Raw genomic sequence first — 26856 nt, forward strand, 5'->3', positions numbered from 1 at the left:
GTCTTCGCGCCGCGGGACCCGGCCCACAGGTCGTTCACCGTCCGAGGCCGGCAGGGCCAACCTCCCGCAGCAAAGGGGACCTTGGCTGACAAAGCTCGCCAAAGGCCCCCGATACCGCTACAGACGTCTCGCCACCATACGACACGACAGTGCCGGATATGGAAGGACTTGAGAGATGGATCACAGGCGACTGAGGAACCAACAGCCGCCTTTCCAAGGTGATCTCAAGGTTACGCGCCCTGCTTCGGAGGCGGCCCCCGGCGCCTGGTGATCCCGCCCCGGCCCGGCACCCGTCCGGACTACCATCACCCCATGACCCGTGTACTGCTCGCCGAGGACGACGCGTCCATCTCGGAACCGCTGGCCCGAGCCCTGCGGAGGGAGGGGTACGAGGTCGAGGTCCGCGAGGACGGACCGACCGCCCTCGACACCGGCCTCCAGGGCGGCGTCGACCTGGTCGTGCTCGATCTGGGCCTGCCCGGCATGGACGGCCTGGAGGTCGCCCGGCGGCTGCGCGCCGACGGCCACACGGTCCCGATCCTGGTCCTCACCGCCCGAGCGGACGAGGTGGACACCGTCGTCGGCCTCGACGCGGGCGCCGACGACTACGTCACCAAGCCCTTCCGCCTCGCCGAGCTCCTCGCCCGCGTCCGGGCCCTCCTCCGCCGCGGCGCCACCGAGCCCGCCCCCGCGCCCGCCACCCACGGCGTCCGCATCGACGTCGAGTCGCACCGCGCCTGGATGGGCGAGGAGGAGCTCCAGCTCACCGCGAAGGAGTTCGACCTGCTGCGCGTCCTCGTCCGGGACGCGGGCCGGGTCGTCACCCGCGACCAGCTGATGCGCGAGGTCTGGGACACCACCTGGTGGTCCTCCACCAAGACCCTCGACATGCACATCTCCTGGCTCCGCAAGAAGCTCGGCGACGACGCGGCCAACCCCCGCTACATCGCCACCGTCCGGGGCGTCGGCTTCCGCTTCGAGAAGAGCTGACACCGCACGGCGCCCGCACCGGCGTCCGCGCCCACGTCCCCACCGGTGTCCGGCCGACGTCCGACCGGAGTCCGACCGGCGTCCGCACCCCCGGACGCCGTAGGCTCGGCGGCGTGCGCCGTCGCCTCATCACCAGCACCCTCGCCGTCGTCCTCGTCGTGATCGCCGTCTTCGGCGTCTCCCTCGTCCTCGTGGAGACGAGGACGATCACCAGCAGCGCCCAGGAGAGCGTCGACGCCGAGGCCCTCCGCATCGTGTCGATCGTCGACAGCCGGCTCATCGGCGGCGAGCCGGTGAACCCCGACATCCTCGCGGAGCAGAGCGGCGCGAAGCGGTACGCGCTGGTCACCATGCCCGGCCGGCCCTCCATCGAGATCGGCACCCGTCCCACGGACAGCGTCATCCGGGGCTACGCCGAGGGGGAGCGCGGCGAGACCGTGATCGTCGAGGAGTCCCGGTCCGCCGTGACGTCCGAGGTCGGCAGCACCGCCCTGATCATCGGGGCCGTCGCCGGGCTCGCCGTCCTCGCGGCCTTCCTCCTCGCCGTGCGCCAGGCGAACCGGCTGGCGTCCCCGCTCACCGACCTCGCCGAGACCGCCGAACGGCTCGGCTCCGGCGACCCCCGGCCCCGGCACAAGCGGTACGGGGTCCCCGAGCTGGACCGGGTCGCGGACGTCCTCGACGCGTCCGCCGAACGGATCGCCCGGATGCTCACCGCCGAGCGCCGGCTCGCCGCCGACGCCTCCCACCAGCTCCGCACCCCCCTGACGGCGCTCTCCATGCGCCTGGAGGAGGTCGCGCTCGCCGACGACCTGGACACGGTCAAGGAGGAGGCGACGATCGCGCTCACCCAGGTCGAGCGGCTCACGGACGTCGTGGAGCGGCTGCTCACCAACTCCCGGGACCCCCGCTCCGGCTCCGCCGTCGCCTTCGACCTCGACGAGGTCGTCAAGCAGCAGCTGGAGGAGTGGCGACCCGCCTACCGCAGCGCGGGCCGCGCCATCGTCCACTCCGGCAAGCAGGGCATGCGGGCGATCGGCACCCCGGGCGCGGTCGCCCAGGTCCTCGCCGCGCTCATCGAGAACTCGCTCATGCACGGCGGCGGCACCGTCGCCCTGCGCACCCGCGTCACCGGCAACCAGTCCGTGATCGAGGTCACCGACGAGGGCCCCGGCGTCCCCGCCGACCTCGGCGCGCGGATCTTCGAGCGGGCGGTCAGCGGCCGCAGCTCCACCGGCATCGGCCTCGCCGTCGCCCGGGACCTCGCGGAGGCCGACGGCGGGCGCCTGGAACTGCTCCAGCAGCACCCGCCGGTCTTCGCGCTCTTCCTGAGCAAGGAGGCCCGCAGCGTCGCGGACGAGCCGGAGGCCCGCCCCGTACGGTGAACCCCGCCGCGCGGGGACGGGCCGGAAGCGGTCCGGTCGGGCCGGGCGCGGTCGGGCCGGGCGCGGTCCGGTCAGACGCGGTCCGGCTGCGGCCGTCCGGCCCGCCGGGGGGACGGTACGGGCTCCGCCTGCTCCAGGAAGGACTCCGCCGTCTGCACGGCCTCCTTCGCCGGCAGCGCCCGGAACACCCAGGTGCGGTAGGACCAGAAGCGGAACAGGGTCCCGAGGCCGATGCCGAAGAACTTGAAGAAGTTGCTCGCCAGCGAGCCGTTCCAGCCCAGGCCGTACGTCGCCGCGTACAGCACGCCGTTCTCGATGACGAGGCCGACGATGCTGAACAGCAGGAAGAGCGTCATCTCCTTGGTGCGGCCCGACTTGTCGCGGTCGCGGTACGTGAAGTAACGGAACCCCACGTAGTTGAAGGCGATGGCGACGACCGTGGCGACCAGGCTGGCCCGCACCATCGGAAGCTCCGTGGTGTGCCGGAGCAGGTTGAACACGGCCAGGTTGACCAGGACACCGAGGCCGCCGACCACGCCGAACTTGGCGACCTCTCGGCCGAGCAGGGCGAGTCGCATGCGCAGCGCGCCGGGTTCGCTCATGGTGGGGTCGGTCCGTCCGTCGGGTGACGTCCGGGTGACGTCAACCCACTCATGCTAACCAGCCTCCCGTGTCACCCGCCCGGGTAGCCACGAAAGCTGTGGAAAACCGGTCCCTACCCCGTCACGCCTTGTGTCAATCCACAGCCGGAAGAGTGTTCACGGATGGTGCGGATACCCTAAGAGGGTGACGTTCCCGGTAGTAGGCATGGTCGGCGGCGGGCAGCTCGCCCGCATGACCCACGAGGCGGGCATCCCCCTCGGCATCAAGTTCAAGCTCCTCAGCGACACCCCGCAGGACTCGGCGGCGCAGGTGGCCGGCGAGGTCGTCATCGGCGACTACCGCGACCTGGACACGCTCCGCGCGTTCGCCCGCGGCTGCGACGTGATCACCTTCGATCACGAGCACGTCCCCACGGAGCACCTGCGCGCCCTGGAGGCCGACGGCATCCCCGTCCGCCCCGGGCCCGACGCCCTGGTGCACGCCCAGGACAAGGGGGTGATGCGGGCGAGGCTCGACGCGATCGGCGCGCCCAGCCCCCGCCACCGCATCGTGGCCGACCCGGCCGACGCGGTCGCCTTCGCCGAGGAGGGCGACGGCTTCCCGATCATCCTCAAGACCGTGCGCGGCGGCTACGACGGCAAGGGCGTCTGGTTCGTCCGCACCGCCGAGGACGCCCGCGACGCCTTCCTCGCCGGGGTGCCCGTCCTCGCCGAGGAGAAGGTCGACTTCGTCCGCGAGCTCGCGGCGAACATCGTCCGCTCCCCGCACGGCCAGGCCGTCGCCTACCCGGTCGTCGAGTCCCGCCAGGTCGACGGCGTCTGCGACACCGTGATCGCGCCCGCCCCCGACCTCGACGAGGAGCTGGCCGGACAGGCCCAGGAGCTGGCCCTCAGGATCGCCAAGGAGCTCGGCGTCGTCGGCCACCTCGCCGTGGAGCTCTTCCAGACCACCGACGGCCGCATCCTCGTCAACGAACTGGCGATGCGCCCGCACAACTCCGGCCACTGGACCCAGGACGGGGCGATCACCAGCCAGTTCGCCAACCACGTCCGGGCCGTCCTCGACCTGCCGCTCGGCGACCCCCGCCCGCGCGCCCCGTGGACCGTGATGTGCAACGTCCTCGGCGGCGACTACCCCGACATGTACCAGGGCTACCTGCACTGCATGGCCCGGGACCCGCAGCTCAAGATCCACATGTACGGCAAGGACGTGAAGCCGGGGCGTAAGGTCGGCCACGTCAACACCTACGGCGACGACCTGGACGAGGTGCTGGAGCGCGCCCGCCACGCCGCCGACTACCTGCGAGGAACGATCGTTGAGTAACGAGGCGAGCAACCCGCTCATCGGCATCGTCATGGGCTCCGACTCCGACTGGCCGGTCATGGAGGCCGCCGCCCAGGCGCTCGACGAGTTCGGCGTCCCGTACGAGGTCGACGTCGTCTCCGCCCACCGCATGCCCCGCGAGATGATCGCGTACGGCGAGGAGGCGGCCGGCCGCGGCCTGAAGGCGATCATCGCGGGCGCCGGCGGCGCCGCCCACCTGCCGGGCATGCTCGCCTCCGTCACCCCGCTCCCGGTCATCGGCGTCCCCGTGCCGCTGAAGTACCTCGACGGCATGGACTCGCTGCTCTCCATCGTCCAGATGCCCGCCGGCATCCCGGTCGCCACCGTGTCCGTCGCCGGCGCGCGCAACGCGGGCCTGCTCGCCGTCCGGATCCTGGCCGCCGCCGACCCGGAGCTCCAGGCCCGCATGGGCGGCTTCCTCCAGGACCTCAACGGCCAGGCCACCGAGAAGGGCAAGCGGCTGCGCGCCAAGGTCGCCGGCGGCGAATCCTTCGGGTTCGGCCAGTGAGCGCGGCCGAGCGGCTCGCCGAGGCCCGTGCCCTCCTCGCGGAGGCACCCGTCGCCGACGGGCACAACGACCTGCCGTGGGCGCTGCGCGAGCAGTGCGGCTACGACCTCGACAAGCTGGACATCGCGGGCGACCGCTCGGCCTCCCTCCACACCGACCTCGCCCGGCTCCGCGCCGGCGGGGTCGGCGCCCAGTTCTGGTCCGTCTACGTCCCCGGCCGGTTCGCCGGCGACCACGCGGTCAGCGCCACCCTGGAGCAGATCGACGCCGTCGACCGGCTGGTCGAGCGGTACGCGGCCGACCTCGCGCCCGCCCGGACCGCCGACGACGTCGCCAAGGCCCGCGCGGAGGGCCGCATCGCCTCCCTCAAGGGCGCCGAGGGCGGCCACTCGATCAACAACTCGCTGGCCACCCTGCGCGCCTTCCACACCCTCGGCGTGCGGTACATGACCCTCACGCACAACGAGAACAACGACTGGGCCGACTCCGCCACCGACGCGCCCCGGCACGGCGGCCTCACCGCCTTCGGCCGCGCCGTCGTCCGCGAGATGAACCGCTGCGGCATGCTCGTCGACCTCTCGCACGTCGCCGCCACCACCATGCGCGACGCCCTCGACGAGACCGCCGCCCCGGTGGTCTTCTCCCACTCCTCCGCCCGCGCGGTCTGCGACCACCCGCGCAACGTCCCCGACGACGTCCTGGAGCGGCTGCCCGCCAACGGCGGCGTGGCGATGGCGACCTTCGTCCCGAAGTTCATCCTCCCCGCGGCCGTCGAGTGGACCCTGCGCGCCGACGAGAACCTCCGCGCCCACGGCCTCCACCACCTCGACACCACCCCGCGCGCGAAGGAGCTCCACGCCGCCTTCGAGGCCGTCCACCCCCGCCCGGTCGCCACCGTCGCCACCGTCGCCGACCACCTCGACCACATGCGCGAGGCCGCGGGCGTCGACCACATCGGCATCGGCGGCGACTACGACGGCACCGCCTTCACCCCGGCCGGCCTCGACGACGTCGCGGGCTACCCCCGCCTGATCGCCGAACTCCTCGACCGCGGCTGGTCCCGCGCCGACCTCGCCAAGCTGACCTGGTCGAACGCACTGCGCGTGCTCCGCGACGCCGAGTCCGTCTCCCGCGACCTCACCGCCCGCACCCCCGCCTCCCACGCCACGCTCGCGCAGCTCGACGGGGCCTGACCGGCACCCTCACCCGTACGGCGCAGTCCGGCGGGCCCCCGGAGGGTCCCTCCGGCACGGTGGAACGTACTGCCCCGCCCCTTCGGCGGGGTAGTACTGCATCACCGAGTTTCGGAGTAGTGAGTAGTGCCATGGCAGATCTAGACGATCATCCCCCCTTCTCTGCCGCCTCCGGCGGGGTCGGCGCGCTGGAGCCCCCGGAGCCACCACCCCCGCCGTTCGACGAGACCGCCCGCGCCCGGGCGATCCTCGCCGCCCAGCCCGTCCTCGAAGGACACGCCGAACTGCCCTTGCTCCTCGACCCCGAGGACCTGCCGCCCGCGCGGGCCCGGGAGGCCGGGGCGCAGCTCTGGTCGCTGGACGTGGACGGCGACGACGGGGCCATCGGGACCCTGCGCCGCCTGGACACGATCCGCGCCCTCGTGGCCGCCTGCCCCGAGGACCTGCGCCTGGCGCACACCACCTCGGAGATGGCCCACGCGCGCAACTGCGGCCGGGTCGCCGCCCTCCTCGGGCCGGTGGGCTGGACCGCGCTCGGCGGCTCCGCCGCGACCCTGCGGGCCTACCACGCCCTCGGCGTCCGGGCCGTGAACCTCACCCGCTTCGACCGCTTCGCCCGGGAGGCGGTCCGCGAGATGAACCGCATCGGCCTCGCCGTGGACCTCTCCGGCGCCGACCAGGACACCGTCCGCAAGGTCCTCGCGGTCACCCGCGCCCCGGCCCTGCTGACCCGGGCCGCCCCGGACGCCCTGCCGGACGACGTGCTGCGCCTGCTCGGCGAGAACGGCGCCGTCTGCATGGTGCCCGTCGGGGAGGACCCGGCGGCCACCGCCGACCTCCTCGACCGGGTGCGCGACGGAGCCGGGCCAGGCTCCACGGGCCTCTCCCGCCTGACGGGCCGGGCGGCCGGCTACGTCCCGCTCTTCGCGGAGCTGCTGCGGCGCGGCTGGCCGGCCGGGGACCTGGTGGGCCTGGCCCACGGGAACGCGACCCGGGCCCTGCGGGAGACCGAGTTCCTGTCCCGTACGAACCGGATCAGGCCCGTCGCCGCCTGAGCCGTACGCGTACCGCAGGAGAACGAGGAAGGGGCGCCCCCCGGGGCGCCCCTTCCTCCGGGCCGTGCCGTCACGCGCGCGGGCGGCCCATCGCCCGGTACGTCCAGCCGGCCGCCCGCCACCGCTCGCCGTCCAGGGCGTTGCGCCCGTCGAGGACGACCGGGGAGGAGGCGACCGCGGCCAGCTCCGCCGGGTCGAGCTCGCGGAACTCGCGCCACTCGGTGAGGTGCAGGACCACGTCCGCGCCGCGGACGGCCTCCAGGGCCGAGTCCGCGTAGGCGAGGGTGGGGAAGACCTTGCGGGCGTTGTCCATGCCCTTGGGGTCGTAGACGGTGACCTGGCCGCCCTGGAGGTGTATCTGGCCGGCCACGTTGAGCGCGGGGGAGTCGCGGACGTCGTCCGAGTCCGGCTTGAAGGCGGCGCCGAGGACGGCGACCCGGCGGCCCAGGAAGGAGCCGCCGACCGCCTCGCGGGCCATCTCGACCATCTGGCCGCGCCGCCGCATGTTGATGGAGTCGATCTCGCGGAGGAAGGTCAGCGCCTGGTCGACGCCGAGCTCGCCCGCGCGGGCCATGAAGGCCCGGATGTCCTTGGGCAGGCAGCCGCCGCCGAAGCCGACGCCGGCCCGCAGGAACTTGTTCCCGATCCGCTCGTCGTGGCCGATGGCCTCGGCCAGCTTGACGACGTCGCCGCCGGCCGCCTCGCAGATCTCGGCCATCGCGTTGATGAAGGAGATCTTGGTGGCGAGGAAGGAGTTCGCGGCCGTCTTCACCAGCTCGGCGGTCGGGAAGTCGCCGACCACGAAGGGCGAGCCCTCGCCGACGGGGACCGCGTACACCTCGCGGAGCAGCTTCTCGGCCCGCCCGGCGCCGTCGCCCGAGACGCCGACGACGATCCGGTCCGGGTGCAGGGTGTCCTGGACGGCGAAGCCCTCGCGCAGGAACTCGGGGTTCCAGGCCAGGTCGACGCCGGCGGGCAGGGTCGCGGCCAGCCGCTCGGCCGAGCCGACCGGCACGGTCGACTTGCCGACGACGAGGGAGCCCTCGCGGGCGACGGCGGCGAGGGAGGCGAAGGCGGCGTCGACGTAGCTCATGTCGCAGCCGTACTCGCCGTGCTTCTGCGGGGTGTTCACACAGACGAAGTGGACGTCGCCGAAGGCGCCGACCTCCTCCCAGGAGGTGGTGAAGCGCAGCCGTCCGGTGGAGCCCTCCAGACCGGCGACGTGCTTCGCCAGCAGCTCCTCCAGGCCCGGCTCGTACATGGGGACGCGGCCGGAGGCCAGCAGCTCGACCTTCTCCGGGACGACGTCGAGCCCCAGCACCTCGAAGCCCATCTCCGCCATGGCCGCTGCGTGGGTGGCGCCGAGGTATCCGGTGCCGATCACGGTGATCTTCAGGGCCATGCGGGACTCCAGTGGTGTCGGGCGAACTGCCTGCCCGAGCATAGTCGGGCCCTGACAGGGCCCCGGTCCACGCCCTACTCTTTGGGTTACTTAACGGTAGTTAGCAAGCCAGGGAGCTCGAGACCATGGGCAAGGACTTCGACCTGTACCGGACCTCCGAGGAGCACGAGATGCTCCGGGAGTCGGTGCGTGCGCTGGCGGAGGCGAAGATCGCCCCGTTCGCGGCGGCGGTGGACGAGGAGGGCCGGTTCCCGCAGGAGGCCCTGGACGCGCTGGTCGCGAACGACCTGCACGCGGTCCACGTCCCGGAGAGCTACGGCGGTGCGGGCGCGGACGCGCTGGCGACGGTCATCGTGATCGAGGAGGTCGCCCGCGCGTGCGGGTCCTCGTCGCTGATCCCGGCGGTGAACAAGCTGGGCTCGCTCCCGGTGATCCTGTCCGGGTCGGAGGAGCTGAAGGCGAAGTACCTCGCCCCGCTCGCCGCCGGCGAGGCGATGTTCTCCTACGCCCTGTCCGAGCCCGACGCGGGCTCCGACGCGGCCGGCATGAAGACCCGCGCGGTCCGCGACGGCGACTTCTGGGTCCTCGACGGCGTCAAGCGGTGGATCACCAACGCCGGCGTCTCCGAGTACTACACCGTCATGGCCGTCACCGACCCCGACAAGCGCTCCAGGGGCATCAGCGCCTTCGTCGTGGAGAAGTCCGACGAAGGCGTCTCCTTCGGCGCCCCGGAGAAGAAGCTCGGCATCAAGGGCTCCCCGACCCGCGAGGTCTACCTCGACAACGTCCGCATCCCCGCCGACCGCATGATCGGCGCCGAGGGCACCGGCTTCGCCACCGCCATGAAGACCCTCGACCACACCCGCGTCACCATCGCCGCCCAGGCCATCGGCATCGCCCAGGGCGCCCTCGACTACGCCAAGGGCTACGTCAAGGAACGCAAGCAGTTCGGCAAGCCCATCGCCGACTTCCAGGGCATCCAGTTCATGCTCGCCGACATGGCCATGAAGCTCGAGGCCGCCCGCCAGCTCACCTACGCCGCCGCCGCCAAATCCGAGCGCACCGACGGCGACCTCACCTTCTTCGGCGCCGCCGCCAAGTGCTTCGCCTCCGACGTCGCCATGGAGGTCACCACCGACGCCGTCCAGCTCCTCGGCGGCTACGGCTACACCCGCGACTACCCCGTCGAGCGCATGATGCGCGACGCCAAGATCACCCAGATCTACGAAGGCACCAACCAGGTCCAGCGCATCGTCATGGCCCGCAACCTCCCGTAACCGCAGACGGGAGGCCGCGGCCCCGGAAGGTCACCGGTTCGATTCGACGGTGACCTTCTGGTCGTTCCTGATCTGCTCGACGAGCTGCTTCACCTTCGGCATGTCCCACTTCAGGGAGCCCTGCGGCGCGCTGCCCGCGATCGGCATGTTCATGGACCTGCCGTCGCCGCCGTTGACGCTCTTCATCGCGAAGAACATCTGGCCCAGGTCCCACAGGGACATGTCCTTGTCGACGATCAGCGTGTCCAGGCCGGCGCCGAGCGTCGGGTACAGCCGGAACGGGTTGAGGATCGTGCCCGGCGTCGCCGCCTGGTTCGCCAGCGCGGACAGGAACTTCTGCTGGTTCTTGGTCCGCGCCAGGTCCGACTCGGCGAAGGCGTACCGGGTGCGGACGAAGGCGAGGGCCTGCTCGCCGTTGAGGGTCTGCTCGCCGGCCTGGAAGTTCGCGCCGGAGTTCTTGTCCTTGAAGCCCTTCTCGATGTTCATCTCGACGCCGCCGAGCGCGTCCACGATGTTCGCGAAGCCGGCGAAGCCGATCTCCGCGTAGTGGTCGATCCGCAGCCCGGTGTTGAACTCCACTGTGCGGACCAGCAGTTCGGGCCCGTCCATCGCGTAGGCCGCGTTCAGCTTGGAGCCGCCGCGCGCCGGGTACTGCTTGCCGGACTCGGAGCCGACGAAGCTCGGGATCGTCACCCAGGAGTCGCGGGGCAGCGAGATCATCGTGTTCCCGCTGGAGCAGGCCGCGAGGATCATCATCGAGTCGGTCCGCTTGCCCTCCGCGGAACCGGTGTGGAGCTTCTTCTTCTCCTCCGACGTCATGCCCTCGCGGCTGTCCGAGCCGACGATCAGGTACGTCGTGCAGTCGCCCTCGGACGGCCGCTCGATGACCTTGGAGAGGTCGACCTCGCCCCGCATCTGCGAGGCCGCCCAGGCGTAGGTGCCGACGCCCCACGCGAGGACGCCGACGACCAGCACGATCGAGCCGATCTTGATCCGCTTGCGCCAGTCCGGCGCGGGACCGGTGGGGCGGGACCCCGGGCCGGCAGGTCCCCCCGGACCGCCGGAACCGTGACCTCCGCCACTCTGCGGGGAGCCGTACACCTGGCCGTTGCTGTACCCGGAGTCGTACCCCGTGGCCTGCGCCTGAGTGAAGTTCGGGTTGTACGCCCGTCCCTGGTCGTACCCCTGCCCCTGGTTGTACGCCTGCCCCTGGTCGTACCCCTGTTGGTACTCCGGAGACTGCGGTCGTCTCTGCACGTGCCGCATGGGGCGGGCGCCCTCGGGCTGCTCAGGCCAGTCATTCATGCGGACCAGTGTGCCGGTCTCCGCTTTCCGGGCGACAGGCCGGGTGGAAAATAGGACCGGTGCTGTTGCGAAGCTGATGCAAAGCGGACAGCGCCGATACCCGGCATAAGGTGGAGGACATGACAGAACAGGTCGACATCCCCGGCAAGCCCACATCGGCCTCCCGCACCACCCTGAGCCACATCATGACCAGCCACGACACCAACCTCCTGGGCACGGTGCACGGCGGCGTGATCATGAAGCTGGTCGACGACGCCGCGGGCGCCGTCGCCGGCCGCCACTCCGGCGGCCCGGCCGTGACCGCCTCCATGGACGAGATGGCCTTCCTGGAGCCCGTCCGCGTCGGCGACCTCCTCCACGTGAAGGCCCAGGTCAACTGGACCGGCCGCTCCTCCATGGAGGTCGGCGTCCGCGTCATGGCCGAGCGGTGGAACGACACCACCCCCGCCACCCAGGTCGGCTCCGCCTACCTCGTCTTCGCCGCCGTCGACGCCGACGGCAGGCCCCGCACGGTCCCCCCGGTCCTCCCCGAGACCGAGCAGGACAAGCGGCGCTACCAGGAGGCCCAGATCCGCCGCACCCACCGGCTCGCCCGCCGCCAGGCCATCAAGGAGCTGCGCGAGCGCAGGATCGCCGAGGGGTACCTCGACTGAGCCGCCCCCGCCCCTCCCGGCGGGTCACGGACACACCACCTGGTCCCCGGTGACCGCCTCGAACGGCCCCCGGGCCGGTGCCGCCTCCGCCCGCACCGCCGTCACTCCCCGGTAGCCCGTGCCCGCGACCACCCGCAGCGTCCCGCCCCGCCCCGGCACCGCCTTCAGCTCCGCCCCCGGCAGGGCGGCCGCCAGCGACTTCGCGGACCGGTCCCACCGGGGGTCGTACTCGATCACCGTCCGCTCCCGCACGGGCCCCGTCCCCGTCACCGGCGCCCGCGTCGTGTCGAAGCCCGTCCCCCGCAGCGCGTCGTCCACCTTCCGTCCGAGCCCGTCGATCCGGGTCCCGTTGTGGACCTGCACCCGGATCGTCCGCGGCGCGACGTCCACCACGACGGCCTTCGGCCCCCGCGCGGCGGGCTCCGGGGGCGCGGCCAGCGGCCTGTCCTCCCGCACCGCGGCGAACAGCCGCTGCGCCTTCGCCGCGTCCCACTTCACCGTCGACCCGATGCCCTTCACCGGGAAGTCCATGGTCCCGATCGGCACGGACACGAACTCCGAGGACGCCGGGGTGAACCCCCGCATGGCCTTGGCCAGCGCGAGGAGCTGGTCCGTGCCGAAGTCCTCGTCGGCCCGCACCGACCCGAGCAGGGTCGTCGCCACCTCCCGGAACCGCACCGGGTTGAACAGCACCCCGCCGCCGGTCAGCCGGTCTACCAGCGCCGCCAGGAACTTCTGCTGCCGCTGCATCCGCCCGATGTCCGCGGCCCCGTCGATGTGCCGGGAGCGCACGTACTGGAGCGCCTGCCCGCCGTCCAGCTCGTGCGTGCCCGCCGCCAGGTCGAGCCCCGTGTACGCGTCCTTGACCGGCCTCGTCGTACAGATCTGCACCCCGCCGACCGCGTCCACGGTCCGCATGAAGCTGGTGAAGTCGACCTCCAGATAGTGGTCGATCTTGACCCGGGTCATCGCCTCCACCGTCCGCACGGTCAGCGCCGGGCCGCCCTCCGCGTAGGCGGCGTTCAGCTTCACCGGGTGCGCCCGGTGCTTCTCGCCGCTGTTCTGGTCGGTGTGCTCGGGCAGCTCGGCGTACGAGTCGCGGGGCAGCGAGACGACGCTCGCCCGCTCCCGGTCCTCCGAGATGTGCACGAGGAGCACGGTGTCCGTGCAGTGGCAGGGCGCCCCGCCGAGCCGGTACTTCCGCTTCTCCTCGGGCGTGATCCTGTCCCGCCCGTCGGTGCCGACGACCAGCACGTTCATCCCGGTCCCCGCCCGGGGGCGGTTCTTCATGTCCTTGAAGGGGTCCACCCGCGTGATCCCGGTGTCCAGACCGGTCACCACCGCGTGCCCGATCCCGCCCGCCGCGAGCACCACCACGGACAGCGCCGTCGCCACCCGCATCCCCCAGCGGGGCCGCCGCCGGGCCCGCCGCACCGGGACCGGGCCGCCGCCGCGCCGGGGCAGGGGCGAGCGGGCGCCGCCACCGGCTCCACGGGGCGGACGGGGGGTGCGGGGCGGCGTGGGCACGGACGGACACCTCCGCGGGTGCGACAGGGGGACCGTGAGCACGGTAGGCCCATACGATCAGTCGGCAGGCCGACCGGCCCCGGCGGCACGCGTCGGTGTCACCCGTTCGCGGTAACGTGGCCCGTTGATGAACGCCACGCCCCCCGTATCCGTGATCATGCCGGTTCTCGACGAGGAGCGGCATCTGCGCAGCGCCGTCCGCCACATCCTGGAGCAGGAGTACGACGGCGAGATGGAGGTGGTCATCGCGCTCGGCCCGTCCCGGGACCGCACCGACGAGATCGCCGCGGAGCTCGTACGGGAGGACCCCCGGGTCCGCACCGTGCCCAACCCCACCGGCCGCACCCCCGCCGCGCTCAACGCCGCCGTCAAGGCCTCCCGGCACCCGGTCGTCGTCCGCGTCGACGGCCACGGCATGCTCTCCCCGGACTACGTCGCCACCGCCGTCCGCCTCCTGGAGGAGACCGGTGCGCAGAACGTCGGCGGCGTCATGCACGCCGAGGGCGAGAACGCCTGGGAGGAAGCGGTCGCCGCCGCCATGACCTCGAAGATCGGCGTCGGCAATGCCGCCTTCCACACCGGCGGCGCGGCGGGCCCCGCCGACACCGTCTACCTCGGCGTCTTCCGCCGCGAGGCCCTCGAACAACAGGGCGGCTACAACGTCGAGTTCGTCCGCGCCCAGGACTGGGAGCTCAACTTCCGCATACGCCGGGCCGGCGGCCTCATATGGTTCTCGCCCGACCTGCGCGTCCGCTACCGCCCCCGCCCGACGGTCCGGGCCCTCGCCAAGCAGTACAAGGACTACGGCCGCTGGCGCCGCGTCGTGGGCCGCTACCACCCCGGCTCCCTCGGCCTCCGCTACCTCGCCCCGCCGGCCGCCCTCTGCGCCCTCGCCGCGGGCACCCTCGTCGGTGTCGCCCTCACCCCCCTCGGCCTCATGGTCCCCGCCGGCTACCTCGCCGCGATCACCGCCGGCTCCCTCCCCGCCGGCCGGGGCCTGTCCCCGAAGGCCCGCGCCCGCATCCCCCTGGCCCTCGCCACCATGCACCTGTCCTGGGGCTTCGGCTTCCTCACCAGCCCCCGCTCCCTCGCCCGCAAGGTCATCGCGAGCCGCCGCCCGGAGCCCGCGCGGGGCTGACGCCCGGACGGCGACGGCCGGGCCCCGCCGCGGGGCCCGGCCGTCGTGCGCGCGAAGGGGAGCGGATCAGCTCTTGCTCTTCCCGTCCCACTGGTAGACCGAGTAGACGTCCATGCAGTCCACCTTGTCGTCGGCGTTCTCGGGCAGGTCGCCGGCCTCGTGCGTCGGCCTCTTGTACGTGTCGCCCTCGCGCCAGTCGGCGCCCACGACCAGGGTGATCCCCTGGATCGAGGAGTCCGCGCGGACCGTGGAGAGCGGCAGCCCGAGGGCCTTCGCCACCGACTCGGCGTCCGCCCGGCCCTGGTCGCCCTGGGCCTTCGGGTAGCCGACGACCGTGCCCTTGCTGGGCTTGCCCTCCTGGGCGGAGGCGGCCTGGGCGAAGCCCTTGCCCTGGAGGGCGGTGGCGATCTTCTTGGCCCGCCCCTCGACCGCCGGCTCGTCCTCGCCGTCGGTGCCGTTGACGACGGTGACGGGCAGGGTGCCCGGGGCCGCCGCGGTCTTCTTCGGCTTCGCCGAGGCCGACGCCCTGGGCTTTGCCGGGGCCTTGTCGCCGTTCTTGTCGAGGGCGACGTCGTCCCGGAGCATGGACCAGATCTTGTCGGCGGACGACTCCACCGGCTGGAGCCACGCGTCCGGGTTCTGCGCGTACGGCGCGGTCGGGATGGTCACCGTCGTCAGGCGGTCCAGCTTGACGTTCTTCAGCTGCATCCCCAGCTCGAACAGCTTGGCCACGGTGCTGATCTCGTCGGAGACCTTGATCGACGTGGTGGCCGTCTCGGCCAGGCCCGTCAGCCGGCCGGTGTCGGACCAGGCGTTCTGCTCCTGGAGCCGCTTCATCATGCCGTTGAGGTACATGTGCTGGGCCTTGGCGCGGTTCTGGTCGCTGCCGAAGGCGTGCCGGGTGCGCAGCCACTGGAGCGCCTGCACGCCCTTGACGTCGTGGGTGCCCTTGGGGAGCTGGAGGCCGGAACCGCCCCGCTGCTGCGTGGTCGACCTGTCCCAGACGCCGGTCTTCACGCAGACGGGGACGCCGCCGACCTCGTCGGCCATCGCCACCACGCCCGCGAAGTCGATCATCATCCAGTGGTCGATGTAGGTCCCGGTGAGCTTCTCCCAGGTGGTCAGGGTGCAGCCGGGACCGCCGCGCGTGAGCGTCTCGTTGATCGGCCGGTTGTTCGTGCCCGGGTACTCCTTGCCGTCCTCGCCCTTGCAGTCGGGTATCTCGACGACGGTGTCCCGCGGTATGGAGATCAGCGAGGCGTTCTGCCGGTCGGCGGAGACGTGCAGCAGCATCTGCACGTCGGCCAGCGGCGGACGGTCCTTGTCCTTGCGGCTGCCGCCCAGCGCGATGTTCTTCTCGTCCGCCCGGCTGTCGGAGCCGATCAGCAGGATGTTCAGCGGGGTGTCGCCCAGCGCGTTCGGCGGGGCCTTCTTCACCCCGCTGTCGCCGCCGGCCCGGCCGCCGCTCTGGATGTTGCTGTTGAGGTGCTCGTAGTACGCGTATCCCGCGCCGGCCGTGCCGAGCACCAGCACCGCCACGCCGATCGCCGACCAGCGCAGCACCTTCCGCTTGCCGGCCTTCTTGGCCTGCCGGCGCGCGGCGGCGCGGCCGCCCGCGGTGTTCGCGGCGGCCGTGTCCGTGCCGTCGTCGTCGGATCCGCCGCCGGCCCCCCGCCGGCGGGCGGCGCGGCCGCCCGGCGCCGGCACGGAGGCCGCTTCGGCCTCTCCTCCGGCTCCGGTCGCCTCGCCCGCGCCGTGCAGCTCGTCGTCCCAGCCCCGGTCTCGGGCGTGCGGAACGCTCGGCTGCGTCCCCTCCCGTCGCACGCTGTTCTGTCCCACCCCAGGTCCCCTCATCGTCAAGGGCGCGCCGGAACCCGCTGTTCTCGGGTCACTGGGCGCACACCTTCTTGTCCGCTTCTACCTGACCGACGTCCGGCGCCTTCGTCGGAGCGGTCATGGGCACCCCCGCGCCCTTGAAATCGGCGCCGAGGACGAGCGTCATGGGCTCGCGCTCCCCGGCGTCCGTGGTGCCCTGCTTGAGGGCGGTGGCCTGCAGACCCATCATCGCGGCGAGCGCGCGGGCCTGGTCGGCCTGGTTCGGTGCGTAGGAGAGCGTGGTCTTCGCCGCCTTCTCGGGGGCGTTGCTCTTGTTGGTCGAGCGAAGCACGCCCTCTTCGTTCTGGAGCCAGTTGATGGTCGCCTGGGCCGCGCCCTGGATGCCGCTGCCGTTGTAGACGTCGACGCGGACCTCGGAGGCCGGTGCCTTCGGGCCCTGGAGGAGCTTCGCCTGCGCCTGGCTCTTGGCCTTCTTGGCGTCGGCCTCCTTCTTCTTGACCTCGGTGAAGGAGACGTCCTGCTCGATCATGCTGAAGACCTGGGGGGCCTTCACGGAGTCGAGGACGACGGTGGCGCGCTTGGTCGGCGGCTCGTCGGGGTTGTCGACCACCGGCACGGTCAGGAAGGTGATGTTCTTGAGGTCCACCTTGGCGAGCTCCTTCGCCAGGGCGGTGAGCTTCATCGCGTCGCCGATGCCCTTGTCGACGGTGAGCGACTCGGTCGCGGCGTTGGCCACGTCGAGCAGCTTCGTCGGGCTGTCGAGGGTCTCCTCCTTGAGCTGGCGGATCATCGAGGCGACGAACTGCTGCTGCTGCTTGATGCGGTCGAGGTCGCTCTCGTTGCCGAGGCCGTGCCGGTTCCGCAGGAAGGCGAGGGCCTGCTCGCCCTGGACGCGGTGCTCGCCGGCGGGGAGGTTGAGCTTCGAGTAGGTCTTGTCGTTGATCGGCTTGGCGAGGCAGACCTTGACGCCGCCGACGGCCGTGGACAGCTTCTTGACGGCGTTGAAGTCGACCATCATGAAGTGGTTGATCGGCAGCCCGGACATCTGGGTGACGGTCCGCATGGTGCAGCCGGGGTCGCGGCCCTCGACGCCGAAGGACTGGTTGAACTTGACCTTGCCGACCGAGGCGGGGATCACCTTGGTGGTGTCGCCGACCTTGGTCGGGCACTCCGGGATCTCGATCTTGAGGTCGCGGGGGATGCTCATGGCCGTCGCGTTGGTGCGGTCCTCGGCGATGTGGATGAGGAACGTCGTGTCGGCGTGGCCGGTGACGTTGTCCTTGTTGCCGTAGCTCTCGTTGCCCTCGCCGGTGCGGACGTCGTTGCCGATGATCAGGATGTTGAGCGGCCCCTTGATCGACGCCGGCTTGGCGGCGGTGCCGACGTCCACGACGCCGAGGTTGCCGTTGAGCTTGCTGTAGATCGCGTACGCGCCGACCGCGCCGCCCACGAGGACGAAGGCCATCGTGCCGCCGGTCCACAGCAGGACCTTCTTCTTGCGGCTCGCGCCCTGCTTGCGCTTGCGGCGGCTCTGCGCGGGCACGCGCCGGCCGGAGCCCGGGACCGGGTCCGCGGTGTCGGGTTCGGCCGGGCGCCGGCGCTGGCCGGGGACCGGAGCTTCGGCGGGAGTGGTTCGACGGCCGCCGGAGCGGGTACCGGAACCGGTGATACCGGAATCGGGTCCGCCGGAAGGAGTTCTGTCGGTGCGGGACGGCTGCGGTGCCTGCGAGGGCTGCGGCGACTGCCCAGCGGAGTGGTCCAGTCGCAGTTCGTAGTTGCCGGTCTGCGGGTTGAGCACCCACTGGTCGGCGGGGTCGATCTCGTCCGCCCGTCCACGGCTGTGCGCGTCCACGGTTCCTGTCCTCCGTCGGTGCCACGCGGGGCGCCTCCCCCTGTGGGCGCCGCTCGGTCGTTCGATCCTGATTGAGTGCGACCACGCGGTCGGGGTGCACCGGATCGCGTCACACTATCCGCCCAGTTCAGCGCGGGGCGACGCCAGTGACAAATTCCACGCCCCTTACAACTGGGCAATTTGCCCAAACCACAACCCTTGCCGCCTCCCCCTTGGGACCCCCTTTACCCGCGGGCCTCCTGGCCCTCAGGAACACACCCCCTCCGCGGCGGTCCGCCCCGTGAAGGTGGGCGTCGCGCTCGGCACGGGGGCGTCCGCGTCGTCGGGCTTCCCGTCGGGAGATGCGTCCGCACCCCCTTCCGGTTCCGCCGGAGCCACCTCGACCGGCCGGTCCTCCCGGAGTTGCCGGAAAAGCTCACTCGCGGCGGGCTGCACCAGTTCGTCCCGGTTCGCGTTGTACGTGTACGGGCGCCGCGGCACGGTCAGGAACTGCACCTTCTCCGTCGGCACGGACCGCATCGCGCGGGCCAGTTCGTACAGGTCCCGCAGCGAGTCGAGGCCCGGATCCGTCGTGATGGACTTCGTCGCCGCGTCCAGGACCGGATACAGCTTCGCCGGGTTCAGCAGCACCCCGTTGCTCTGCACCTTGTTGACGAGCGCGCCCAGGAACATCTGCTGGCGGTCCATCCGTTCGGTGTCACTGCCGTTCCCCAGGGACTTCCGGGCCCGGACGAAGCCCAGCGCCTGCTCGCCGTTCAGGGTCTGCCGGCCCGCCGGCAGCTTCAGCTTGGCGCCGGAGTCGTCCACCGGCTCCTTCAGGCAGACCTCCACGCCGTCCACCGCGTCCACCATCTTCTTGAAGCCCCGGAAGTCGATGACCATGTGGTGGTCGACCCGGATCCCGGTCAGCTTCTCGACGGTACGGATCGTGCAGGCCGTCCCGCCCCACTCGTAGGACCAGTTGAACTGCGCCAGCTGCTCCCGCGTCCGGCCGCCCCCCGCCTCGGCGCAGCTCGGGATCGTGACCATCAGGTCGCGCGGGATCGAGACGGCCGTCGCCCCGGACCCGTCGGCCGCGAGGTGCAGCAGGATGACCGTGTCCGAGCGCTGGGTGCCCTTGTCCCGCCCGTACTCGCTGTTCCCCTCCCCGGAGCGGGTGTCCGAGCCGATGAGGAGGATGTTCCGCGCGGCCGACACCACGGCCGTCGGCCGCTCCTTCTCGTACCGGCGCAGCTCGTCCGCCGCGGTGGTGTCCGTGGTGATGTTGTCGTCGAGCTTCCGGTAGAACCACCACCCGGTCCCCGCCGCGGCGAGCAGCACGACGGAGGCCCCGAGCGCCGTCCACCGCAGCCAGTGCCGCCGCGGCCGGGCGGGTCCCCCCGGGCCGGGACCGGCGCCGGAGTCCGGTTCGGTCCCCGGCCCGGCCGTCGCTTCGGACGTCGGTTCGGAGGTGGGTTCCGGCGCCGGTCCGGGGTCCGGTTCGGCGGGAGTGCCAGCGCGGTCCGTCACGTCGTCGTCCGTCCTTCGGGGCGATCGGAGGCGCGGCGGGCGCCCGGCGGTCGCTGGAGGAGACCGCCGGACCCGGCGCGGGGTTGTACGGAGGAGGCGACTCCCCCCGCGCCGATCATGTACCGGACTCGCCCCGCGGACCCGGGTACGCGGCGCGTCGATCGGCCGAACGGGTGCACCGGACGCGCGAAAGCCCGCCCGCGCCGGGCCGTCCGCACGTGACCCGGGGCCGTCCGTACGCCCGCACCGGGCCCTCCGTACGTCCGGGCCAGGGCTTCCGTACGTCCGCCCGGGCGGACGTGCCCGGGGCGGGGCGGCCGTCAGAGCGCGGTGGCGGTGACCCGCTCGCTCTCGATGCGCTTCTCCAGGGACTCCGGCGCCAGCTCGCCCAGGTTCCGGCACAGCACCACGGAGCCGCCCGCGGCCAGGGGCGCGTACAGCCCGGCCGAGAGCCCCTCCCAGCCGTCGTACGGGAGCCCGGACAGCAGCCGCGAGCCGGGCCCGAGGCCGAGACGGGCGGCGTCGAGCCGGGCCTGTTCGACGAGCTGGAAGCCGCTGCGTTCCGTACCGTCGACGACGAGGGCGGGAGCGTCCGCGTCCACCGGGACGAACGGCGCGAAACGGTCGCCCTGGCCCGGGACCTCCACCGCGTAGTCCGCGTATCCCGCGGGCACGGACGGGAAGCGGCGCCCCAGCGGCGCCAGGGAGAGCGCGATCCGCTCCCCGGAGCAGGCCAGACCCGCCTCCAGCGCGTCCGGGCCCGCCACCACCAGGTCGGCGCCGGCCGGGTCGCCGCCCAGCTCGGCCGTCACCCCGACGGAGGAGCAGGCGAGCAGCCAGACGGCGGTCTGCCAGTGCGCGGGCAGCAGCAGCGCGAGCCGGTCGCCGGGCCCGGCGGACAGCTCGCCCTGGAGCAGGTTGGCCGTCTTCGCCACCCAATTGGCGAAGGTGGCGACGGACAATTCCACCCGTTCACCGGTGGCGTCGTCGTAGTAGGTGACCAAGGGACGGCCGGGGTCCGCGGCGAGCGCGGATCGCAGCAGGTCGGCGGGGGTGCGGTCGCTGGCGTTCACGCCGCACAGGGTACGCGGGCCCGCGCGCCGCCCTGGGCCGTACCGGTGACGGCGTCCTCCGGTCGGCCCGACGCGCCGTCACCCTTCCGCCGCGCGCCGCGCCCCCGGGCTCCGCACGATCGGCCCATGCGTGCCTCACTCGCCTCCTCGGTCGCCGTCGCCTGCGCGGCCGCGCTCGCCCTGCCGGTCACCCTCGCCGTCCCCGCGACGGCCACCGCGCGCCCGGCGGCGACCGGCCGGCCAGCGGGCCCGAGCGCGCTGCCACCGGGCCCGGACGCGGGGCCGTCGGACCGGGCCGAGCCGTCGCGGGACCCGGCCGAGCCGTCGCCGGGCGGGGACGAACCGCCGGGCTCCACCCGGTCGCTGCCGCTGCGGCCGCTGGGCACCTCCGTCCGGACCTTCGGGACCGACCCGGGCGCCGCGCCCGAACAGGGCCTCACCCGGCGGGACGTCAGCCCCTTCTCGCTCGTCGGCGTGGTCTGGGACGACCCGGCGGCCGTCCTGCACGGCACCGTCCAGGTCCGCACCCGCGCCGCCGCCGACGGCGTCTGGTCGGCGTGGCAGGACGTCGAGACCCACAACGACGAGCACGGCGCCGACCCCGGCACCGCCGAAGGCGCCTCCGGCACCCTCCGCGGCTCCACCGCCCCCCTGTGGGTGGGCGACTCGGACGGCGTGGAGATCCGCGTACGGGCCGAGACGGCGGACACCGGCACCGACCGGGTCCGCCTCCCGGCCGGCCTCCGCCTCGAACTGGTCGACCCGGGCGAGGCCCCGGCCGACCCGGCCCCCGGCACCCGCGCGATGGCCCCGCCGGCCGCCCTGACGGCGGCGGAGGCCGCCGCGAGCGCCGCGAACGGCCAGTGGGCCCCGGCCGGCGCGGCGGTCATCCCGGCGGAGACGGCGGAGACGGCGGAGACGGCGGCGCAGGCCGCGACGGCGGCGGCCCCGGCGGCCGCGAAGAAGCCCTACATCGGCCCCCGCCCCCGGATTATCACCCGCAAGGGCTGGGGCGCCGACGAGCGGCTCCGCGAGAAGGGCTTCGTCTACACCAAGACGATCAAGGCGGCCTTCGTCCACCACACCGCCACCGGCAACAACTACCGGTGCGCCCAGGCCCCCTCCGTCCTGCGCGGTATCTACCGCTACCACGTGAAGAGCAGCGGATGGCGTGACTTCGGCTACAACTTCGCCGTCGACAGGTGCGGAAACATCTACGAAGGCCGGGCCGGGGGAGTGGCCAAGCCGGTGCTCGGCGCGCACACCCTCGGCTTCAACACCAACAGCATGGGCATCGCCGTCCTCGGCAGCTTCGGCGGCAGCGCCCCGCCGGCCGCCGCCGTGACCGCCGTCGCCCGCCTGACGGCCTGGAAACTCGGCCTCCACGGCGTCAACCCCAAGGGCACCCAGACCCTCGTCTCCGGAGGCGGCAACCGCTACAAGAAGGGCAGGAAGGTCGCGTTCCACGCCATCGCGGGACACCGTGACGGATTCGCCACGGAGTGCCCCGGAAGCCGCCTGTACGGCAAACTCGGGACCGCGCGCGCCTCCTCCGCGAAGTACCAGGGAAGGCGCTGATGGGGGCGCCGAGGCAACCATCTGCATAAACTGACCGGTCATATCGCACGGACGACCGAGACGGGCGCGCCGAACGGCCCCGAAGCAGGAAGCAGAGACGACACGTGACAGAGGCGATCCTCCTGGTCGGGGGCAAGGGCACCCGGCTGCGACCGCTCACGGTCAACACGCCCAAGCCCATGGTCCCGGCGGCCGGCGTCCCCTTCCTGACGCACCAGCTGGCCCGGGCCAAGGCCGCCGGCGTCGAGCACATCGTGCTCGCCACCTCCTACCTCGCCGAGGTCTTCGAACCGCACTTCGGCGACGGCTCCGACCTCGGCCTGAGCCTGGAGTACGTGACGGAGGAGGAACCGCTCGGCACCGGCGGCGCGATACGCAACGTGGCCTCCCGGCTGCACTCGGGCCCGGACGAGCCCGTCCTGATCTTCAACGGGGACATCCTCACCGGGCTCGACATCCGCGCCCTGGTGGCCACCCACGCCGACTCCGGCGCCGACGTCTCCCTCCACCTCACCCGCGTCGAGGACCCCCGCGCCTTCGGCCTGGTCCCCACCGACGACACCGGCCGCGTCACCGCCTTCCTGGAGAAGCCGCAGACGCCCGAGGAGATCGTCACCGACCAGATCAACGCCGGCGCGTACGTCTTCCGCCGCTCGGTCATCGACTCCATCCCCACCGGCCGCCCGGTCTCCGTCGAGCGCGAGACCTTCCCGGAGCTCCTCGCCTCGGGCGCCCACCTCCAGGGCATGGTCGACTCCACGTACTGGCTGGACCTCGGCACCCCGCAGGCGTTCGTCCGCGGCTCCGCCGACCTGGTCCTGGGCCGTGCCCCCTCCCCGGCCGTCCCCGGCCGCTGCGGGGACCGCCTGGTCCTGCCCTCCGCCCGGGTCGCCCCCGACGCCAAGCTCACCGGCGGCACGGTCGTCGGCGCCGGCGCGACGGTCGGCGAGGGCGCCCGGGTGACCGGCTCCACCCTCCTGGCCGGGGCCGTCATCGAGCCCGGCGCGGTCGTCACCGACTCCCTCGTCGGCGCCGGCGCCCGCATCGGCGCCCGCTCCGTCCTCACGGGCGCGGTCATCGGCGACGGCGCCCACGTCGGCCCCGACAACGAACTCCGCGACGGCATCCGCATCTGGTGCGACGCCACCCTCCCCGCGGGCACGGTCCGCTTCAGCTCGGACCAGTAGCGCCCCCACGGCCGCCGCCGCTCCGCCGCGAGCACGCGCTCCGCGAGCGGCGGCGGCACCGTTCCGTCACGGGCGCCTCCGCACCTGCGCCCCCACCCGTGCCCGAACCCGCCCCGCCCCCGGTCCGTCCCGCTAGGCTCGTACCCATGGCCGGCCGCTTCGTCCCGCACCCGAACCCGCACCGGGACCCGCACCCCACCCCCGTCACGGCCGACGGCCACGCCCTGGACCTGCGCCTCACCCTCACGCCCCTGCGCAGGGGCCCCGAGGACCCCGCCTTCCGCGCCACGCGCGACGGGGCGTTCTGGCGGGCGACCCGCACCCCGGAGGGCCCCGCGACCCTCCGCGTACGGGCCCTGGAGGGGCGGGTCGCGGCCGACACCTGGGGCCCGGGCGCGGCCTGGCTCGACGCGCGCCTCCCCGCCCTCCTCGGCGCCGAGGACGACCCCGGCGCCTTCGTCCCCCGCCACCGGCTCGTCCTGGCCACCCACCGCCACCGCCCCGGCCTCCGCCTCACCCGCACCGGCCTGGTCATGGAGTCCCTGATCCCGTCGATCCTGGAGCAGAAGGTCACGACGGCGGAGGCGTACGGCTCCTGGCGCCGCCTGGTCCGCCGGTACGGCGAGCCGGCCCCGGGCCCGGCGCCGGAGGGCATGTACGTGATGCCGGAGCCCCGCACCTGGGCGCGGATCCCGTCCTGGGAGTGGCACCGCGCGAACGTCGACAGCAGGCGCGCCGCCGTGGTCGTCCGCGCCGCCCGGGTGGCCCCCCGCCTGGAGGAGGCCGCGGCCATGCCCCCGGCGGAGGCCCGCGCCCGCCTGGAGCTGGTCCCCGGCATCGGGCCGTGGACCAGCGCGGAGACCGTCCAGCGCACCCACGGCGCCCCGGACGAGGTCTCGGCGGGCGACCTGAACCTCCCCGGCATCGTCGGCTGGGCCCTGGACGGCGACCCCACGGCCGACGACGCGAGGATGCTGGAGCTCCTCGCCCCCTACGCGGGCCAGCGCCACCGCGCCGCCCGCCTGATCCTCCTCAGCGGCCGCACCCCGCCCCGCCGCGCCCCGCGCCGGGCCGTGGGCGACATCCGCCGCCTCTGATCCCCGCCCGAGAGGGCCGCCGGCGGCTCAGCGCACCTCGATGAACTCCGCGACGGGCCGCGCCGGCCGCTCCTTCGCCGGACCGGCCGGCCGGCCGATCGCGACGGCGCCCATCGGGTCCCAGTGCTCCGGCAGCCCGAGCACCTCCCGCACCACGTCCCGGCAGAACATGGTCGAGGACACCCAGGCGGAGCCCAGCCGTTCGCCCGCCAGCGCGACGAGGAAGTTCTGCACGCCCGCGCCCGCCGCGACCACGAACATCTCGCGCTCGGCGGCGTCCCGGCGCGGGTCGCCGTAGGAGTGGGCGCCGTCCGTGACGAGGCAGGGCACGGCGAGGTAGGGCGCGTTCCGCAGGACGTCCCCGCGCCGCACCCGCTTCGCGACGGCCTCCTCGGACCTCCCGTCCCGCCGCAGGTCCGCGATCCACGCGTCCCGCATCGCGTCGAGGAGCCGCAGCCGCGACTCGGGGGACTCCAGGAGGACGAACCGCCACGGGACGGTGTGGTGCGGGGCGGGCGCCGTCAGGGCCGCGGCGACCGCGCGCCGTACGGCCCCGGGGTCGACGGGCCCGTCGCCGAACTCCCGTACCGTCCGCCGCAGCGTCACCGCCTCCCGTACGGCCTCCGAGGTGCCGAGGCGGAACATGTCGCCCTCGGCGGACCGCACCAGCGCCCGCGCCCCCGGCTCCCCGTCGTCCCCGACGACGTGCGGCAGGCCGCGCACGACGGCGACCGGCATGCCGGTCGCCTTGCCCTTCACCAGGTCGCCGGCGGCGGCGAGTTCGTCGGCGGTGGCGACGACGGTCACGTTCAGCTCGTTGCCGTGGGAGTCGGCGATCCCCCGCAGGTCGTCCAGGACCCGCACGCCCGCCGCGCCGATCGCGACGTCGGTGAGCCCGGACCGCCAGGGGCGGCCGAAGGTGTCGGTGACGACGATCCCGACGTCCACGCCGAGCGCCTCGCGCAGCCCGGTGCGGATCCGCAGGGCCGAGCCGTCGGGGTCCTCGGGCAGCAACAGCACCGTGCCGGCCGGGGTGTTGGAGGCGTCGACACCGGCGGCGGCCATGACGAGCCCCTGCCGGTTCTGCACGATGCGCAGCGTGCCGCGCCGGGCCACCACCCGCACCGTCTCGGCGTCGATGGCCTCCTCGCGGTCGTCGGCGGCGACGATCCGCCCCTCCGCCTTGCTGACGATCTTCGAGGTGACGAGCAGGACGTCCCCGTCCGCCAGGTCGGGGGCGGCGGCGGCGATCAGCTTGGCCAGGTCGTCGCCGGGCGCGACCTCGGGCAGACCGGGCACCGCCCACACGCGGTACGAGGGGGACGCACCGGTCATGCCCGGACCTCCTCGGCCAGCGCGAGCGCCGCCCGCGCCATCTCGGCGGTGGCGTCCACGTCGGTCATCATCAGCGGCACGGCCCGGCAGGCGATGCCCGCCTCCTCGACGCCGGCGACGGCGCCCGCGTCCACCGTGTCGACCAGCCAGCCGTCGAGCAGTCCGGAGCCGTAGTGGCGGGCCACGGCCGCCGCCGTCGACTCGACGCCGACCGCCGCGAGGACCTTGTCGGCCATGCCGCGCACGGGCGCGTCGCCGACGATGGGGGAGAGGCCGACGACCGGCGCGGGGGAGGCGGCGACCGCCTCGCGGATGCCGGGCACGGCGAGGATGGTGCCGACGCTGACGACCGGGTTGGACGGCGGGAAGAGGACGACGTCCGCCGCGGCGATCGCCTCCAGGACGCCGGGGGCGGGCTTCGCGGCCTCCGCACCGACGGCCACGACGGCCTTCGCGTCGACGGAGGCGCGCAGCTTCACCCAGTACTCCTGGAAGTGCACGGCCCGCTGCTCGCCGTCGACCTCGATCGCCACGTGCGTCTCGACGCGGTCGTCGGACATCGGCAGCAGCCGCACCCCCGGCTGCCAGCGGGCGCAGAGCGCCTCGGTGACGGCGCTCAGCGGGTAGCCGGCGCCGAGCATCTGGGTGCGGACGATGTGGGTGGCGAAGTCCTTGTCGCCGAGGCCGAACCACTCGGGTCCGACCCCGTAGGCGGCGAGCTCCCCCTTGACCGCGAACGTCTCGCCCTCGCGTCCCCAGCCCTGTTCCTCGTGGATGCCACCGCCGAGGGTGTACATCACGGTGTCCAGGTCGGGGCAGACCTTGAGCCCGAAGAGATGGATGTCGTCACCGGTGTTGCCGACGACCGTGATCTCCGCGTCCGGGACGGCCCGCTTGAGACCGCGAAGGAAACGGGCACCACCGATGCCGCCTGCCAGAACCACAATGCGCATGCGGACAGTGTGTCAGCCGCGGGCCGCTCCTCGAGGGGCGGTGGCCGGGTGGCGGG

At 73.3% G+C, this 26856-nt stretch carries 22 protein-coding genes; 12 read left to right on the forward strand and 10 right to left on the reverse strand.

The window, feature by feature from the left end; all coding sequences use genetic code 11:
* Window positions 1–312 precede the first annotated feature (312 nt).
* Together IE326_RS15720 and IE326_RS15725 are read left to right on the forward strand one after the other, a co-directional pair.
* Window positions 313–990 carry a response regulator transcription factor gene (locus IE326_RS15720; protein ID WP_043232119.1) on the forward strand — a complete coding sequence of 226 codons (678 nt, stop codon included), beginning with the start codon at window positions 313–315 and terminating at the stop codon, window positions 988–990.
* 113 nt (window positions 991–1103) lie between these two features.
* Window positions 1104–2375 carry a sensor histidine kinase gene (locus tag IE326_RS15725; protein WP_150228479.1) on the forward strand — a complete coding sequence of 424 codons (1272 nt, stop codon included), beginning with the start codon at window positions 1104–1106 and terminating at the stop codon, window positions 2373–2375.
* 71 nt (window positions 2376–2446) lie between these two features.
* On the opposite strand, the gene IE326_RS15730 is transcribed toward IE326_RS15725, so the two are convergent.
* Window positions 2447–2977, reverse strand: coding sequence for a GtrA family protein (locus IE326_RS15730; protein WP_150228477.1), 531 nt, complete (start codon window positions 2975–2977; stop codon window positions 2447–2449).
* A gap of 130 nt (window positions 2978–3107) precedes the next feature.
* On the opposite strand from IE326_RS15730, the gene IE326_RS15735 reads away from it, so the two are divergent.
* The 4 genes from IE326_RS15735 to IE326_RS15750 all read left to right on the forward strand — a co-directional run bounded on the left by IE326_RS15735 (window position 3108) and on the right by IE326_RS15750 (window position 7078).
* Window positions 3108–4301: a 5-(carboxyamino)imidazole ribonucleotide synthase gene (locus tag IE326_RS15735; protein ID WP_229915351.1), complete on the forward strand. Its 1194-nt coding sequence runs from the start codon at window positions 3108–3110 to the stop codon at window positions 4299–4301.
* A gap of 31 nt (window positions 4302–4332) precedes the next feature.
* A complete protein-coding gene (gene purE / locus IE326_RS15740) occupies window positions 4333–4830 on the forward strand; it encodes a 5-(carboxyamino)imidazole ribonucleotide mutase (protein ID WP_150232755.1) in 498 nt (165 codons plus the stop codon).
* Window positions 4827–6023 carry a dipeptidase gene (locus IE326_RS15745; protein ID WP_150228473.1) on the forward strand — a complete coding sequence of 399 codons (1197 nt, stop codon included), beginning with the start codon at window positions 4827–4829 and terminating at the stop codon, window positions 6021–6023. The genes purE and IE326_RS15745 overlap by 4 nt, the downstream gene beginning before the upstream one ends.
* A gap of 131 nt (window positions 6024–6154) precedes the next feature.
* On the forward strand, window positions 6155–7078 hold the full coding sequence (locus IE326_RS15750) for a membrane dipeptidase (RefSeq protein WP_150228471.1): 924 nt from the start codon (window positions 6155–6157) through the stop codon (window positions 7076–7078).
* A 70-nt stretch (window positions 7079–7148) separates the two neighbouring features.
* On the opposite strand, the gene IE326_RS15755 is transcribed toward IE326_RS15750, so the two are convergent.
* On the reverse strand, window positions 7149–8480 hold the full coding sequence (locus IE326_RS15755) for a UDP-glucose dehydrogenase family protein (protein WP_150228469.1): 1332 nt from the start codon (window positions 8478–8480) through the stop codon (window positions 7149–7151).
* A 125-nt stretch (window positions 8481–8605) separates the two neighbouring features.
* Between IE326_RS15755 and IE326_RS15760 the strand changes: the two genes are divergently transcribed.
* A complete protein-coding gene (locus IE326_RS15760; protein ID WP_150228467.1) occupies window positions 8606–9757 on the forward strand; it encodes an acyl-CoA dehydrogenase family protein in 1152 nt (383 codons plus the stop codon).
* A gap of 30 nt (window positions 9758–9787) precedes the next feature.
* On the opposite strand, the gene IE326_RS15765 is transcribed toward IE326_RS15760, so the two are convergent.
* On the reverse strand, window positions 9788–11062 hold the full coding sequence (locus IE326_RS15765; RefSeq protein ID WP_229915352.1) for an LCP family protein: 1275 nt from the start codon (window positions 11060–11062) through the stop codon (window positions 9788–9790).
* Window positions 11063–11181: 119 nt separating this feature from the next.
* On the opposite strand from IE326_RS15765, the gene IE326_RS15770 reads away from it, so the two are divergent.
* Window positions 11182–11715, forward strand: a complete 534-nt coding sequence (locus IE326_RS15770) for an acyl-CoA thioesterase (protein ID WP_150228466.1) — start codon at window positions 11182–11184, stop codon at window positions 11713–11715.
* Between the two features lie 24 nt (window positions 11716–11739).
* On the opposite strand, the gene IE326_RS15775 is transcribed toward IE326_RS15770, so the two are convergent.
* Window positions 11740–13242, reverse strand: coding sequence for an LCP family protein (locus IE326_RS15775; RefSeq protein ID WP_373310201.1), 1503 nt, complete (start codon window positions 13240–13242; stop codon window positions 11740–11742).
* 127 nt (window positions 13243–13369) lie between these two features.
* On the opposite strand from IE326_RS15775, the gene IE326_RS15780 reads away from it, so the two are divergent.
* Window positions 13370–14380: a glycosyltransferase family 2 protein gene (locus tag IE326_RS15780; protein WP_190041822.1), complete on the forward strand. Its 1011-nt coding sequence runs from the start codon at window positions 13370–13372 to the stop codon at window positions 14378–14380.
* Window positions 14381–14446: 66 nt separating this feature from the next.
* Here the strand turns inward: IE326_RS15780 and IE326_RS15785 are convergent, their stop codons facing one another.
* The 4 genes from IE326_RS15785 to IE326_RS15800 all read right to left on the reverse strand — a co-directional run bounded on the left by IE326_RS15785 (window position 14447) and on the right by IE326_RS15800 (window position 20650).
* Window positions 14447–16219: an LCP family protein gene (locus tag IE326_RS15785; RefSeq protein WP_229915353.1), complete on the reverse strand. Its 1773-nt coding sequence runs from the start codon at window positions 16217–16219 to the stop codon at window positions 14447–14449.
* 49 nt (window positions 16220–16268) lie between these two features.
* Complete coding sequence (locus tag IE326_RS15790; protein WP_190041824.1) at window positions 16269–18068, reverse strand: LCP family protein; 1800 nt, start codon at window positions 18066–18068, stop codon at window positions 16269–16271.
* A 246-nt stretch (window positions 18069–18314) separates the two neighbouring features.
* Window positions 18315–19577 (reverse strand): LCP family glycopolymer transferase, encoded by a 1263-nt coding sequence (locus IE326_RS15795; RefSeq protein ID WP_190041825.1) that lies wholly within the window; start codon window positions 19575–19577, stop codon window positions 18315–18317.
* A gap of 320 nt (window positions 19578–19897) precedes the next feature.
* The gene (locus IE326_RS15800; protein ID WP_150228461.1) at window positions 19898–20650 is read right to left on the reverse strand and encodes a TIGR03089 family protein; all 753 of its coding nucleotides are present in this window, start codon (window positions 20648–20650) and stop codon (window positions 19898–19900) included.
* A gap of 126 nt (window positions 20651–20776) precedes the next feature.
* Here IE326_RS15800 and IE326_RS15805 point away from each other — a divergent pair, with 126 nt between their 5' ends.
* The 3 genes from IE326_RS15805 (at window position 20777) to IE326_RS15815 (ending at window position 24512) form a co-directional block, all read left to right on the forward strand.
* Window positions 20777–22228, forward strand: coding sequence for a peptidoglycan recognition protein family protein (locus IE326_RS15805; RefSeq protein WP_190041826.1), 1452 nt, complete (start codon window positions 20777–20779; stop codon window positions 22226–22228).
* A gap of 104 nt (window positions 22229–22332) precedes the next feature.
* Complete coding sequence (gene manB / locus IE326_RS15810; protein ID WP_150228459.1) at window positions 22333–23415, forward strand: mannose-1-phosphate guanylyltransferase; 1083 nt, start codon at window positions 22333–22335, stop codon at window positions 23413–23415.
* Window positions 23416–23561: 146 nt separating this feature from the next.
* Window positions 23562–24512, forward strand: coding sequence for a DNA-3-methyladenine glycosylase family protein (locus IE326_RS15815; RefSeq protein WP_150228458.1), 951 nt, complete (start codon window positions 23562–23564; stop codon window positions 24510–24512).
* A 27-nt stretch (window positions 24513–24539) separates the two neighbouring features.
* Here IE326_RS15815 and IE326_RS15820 read toward each other — a convergent pair whose 3' ends face one another.
* Complete coding sequence (locus IE326_RS15820; RefSeq protein ID WP_150228457.1) at window positions 24540–25847, reverse strand: coenzyme F420-0:L-glutamate ligase; 1308 nt, start codon at window positions 25845–25847, stop codon at window positions 24540–24542.
* Window positions 25844–26800 carry a 2-phospho-L-lactate transferase gene (cofD, locus tag IE326_RS15825; protein ID WP_190041827.1) on the reverse strand — a complete coding sequence of 319 codons (957 nt, stop codon included), beginning with the start codon at window positions 26798–26800 and terminating at the stop codon, window positions 25844–25846. The genes IE326_RS15820 and cofD overlap by 4 nt, the downstream gene beginning before the upstream one ends.
* Window positions 26801–26856: the final 56 nt, after the last annotated feature.

The organism is Streptomyces filamentosus (assembly GCF_014654895.1).
Classification (GTDB): domain Bacteria; phylum Actinomycetota; class Actinomycetes; order Streptomycetales; family Streptomycetaceae; genus Streptomyces; species Streptomyces filamentosus.

What these genes read in the sequence shown, in the direction of transcription:
- IE326_RS15815 (WP_150228458.1), top strand. Translation starts at nt 23,562, where the DNA reads ATGGCCGGCCGCTTCGTCCCGCACCCGAACCCGCACCGGGACCCGCAC.
- IE326_RS15750 (WP_150228471.1), top strand. Translation starts at nt 6,155, where the DNA reads ATGGCAGATCTAGACGATCATCCCCCCTTCTCTGCCGCCTCCGGCGGG.
- IE326_RS15755 (WP_150228469.1), bottom strand. Translation starts at nt 8,480, where the DNA reads ATGGCCCTGAAGATCACCGTGATCGGCACCGGATACCTCGGCGCCACC.
- IE326_RS15760 (WP_150228467.1), top strand. Translation starts at nt 8,606, where the DNA reads ATGGGCAAGGACTTCGACCTGTACCGGACCTCCGAGGAGCACGAGATG.
- IE326_RS15805 (WP_190041826.1), top strand. Translation starts at nt 20,777, where the DNA reads ATGCGTGCCTCACTCGCCTCCTCGGTCGCCGTCGCCTGCGCGGCCGCG.
- IE326_RS15765 (WP_229915352.1), bottom strand. Translation starts at nt 11,062, where the DNA reads ATGAATGACTGGCCTGAGCAGCCCGAGGGCGCCCGCCCCATGCGGCAC.
- IE326_RS15730 (WP_150228477.1), bottom strand. Translation starts at nt 2,977, where the DNA reads ATGAGCGAACCCGGCGCGCTGCGCATGCGACTCGCCCTGCTCGGCCGA.
- IE326_RS15780 (WP_190041822.1), top strand. Translation starts at nt 13,370, where the DNA reads ATGAACGCCACGCCCCCCGTATCCGTGATCATGCCGGTTCTCGACGAG.
- IE326_RS15820 (WP_150228457.1), bottom strand. Translation starts at nt 25,847, where the DNA reads ATGACCGGTGCGTCCCCCTCGTACCGCGTGTGGGCGGTGCCCGGTCTG.
- purE (WP_150232755.1), top strand. Translation starts at nt 4,333, where the DNA reads ATGGGCTCCGACTCCGACTGGCCGGTCATGGAGGCCGCCGCCCAGGCG.
- IE326_RS15770 (WP_150228466.1), top strand. Translation starts at nt 11,182, where the DNA reads ATGACAGAACAGGTCGACATCCCCGGCAAGCCCACATCGGCCTCCCGC.
- cofD (WP_190041827.1), bottom strand. Translation starts at nt 26,800, where the DNA reads ATGCGCATTGTGGTTCTGGCAGGCGGCATCGGTGGTGCCCGTTTCCTT.
- IE326_RS15720 (WP_043232119.1), top strand. Translation starts at nt 313, where the DNA reads ATGACCCGTGTACTGCTCGCCGAGGACGACGCGTCCATCTCGGAACCG.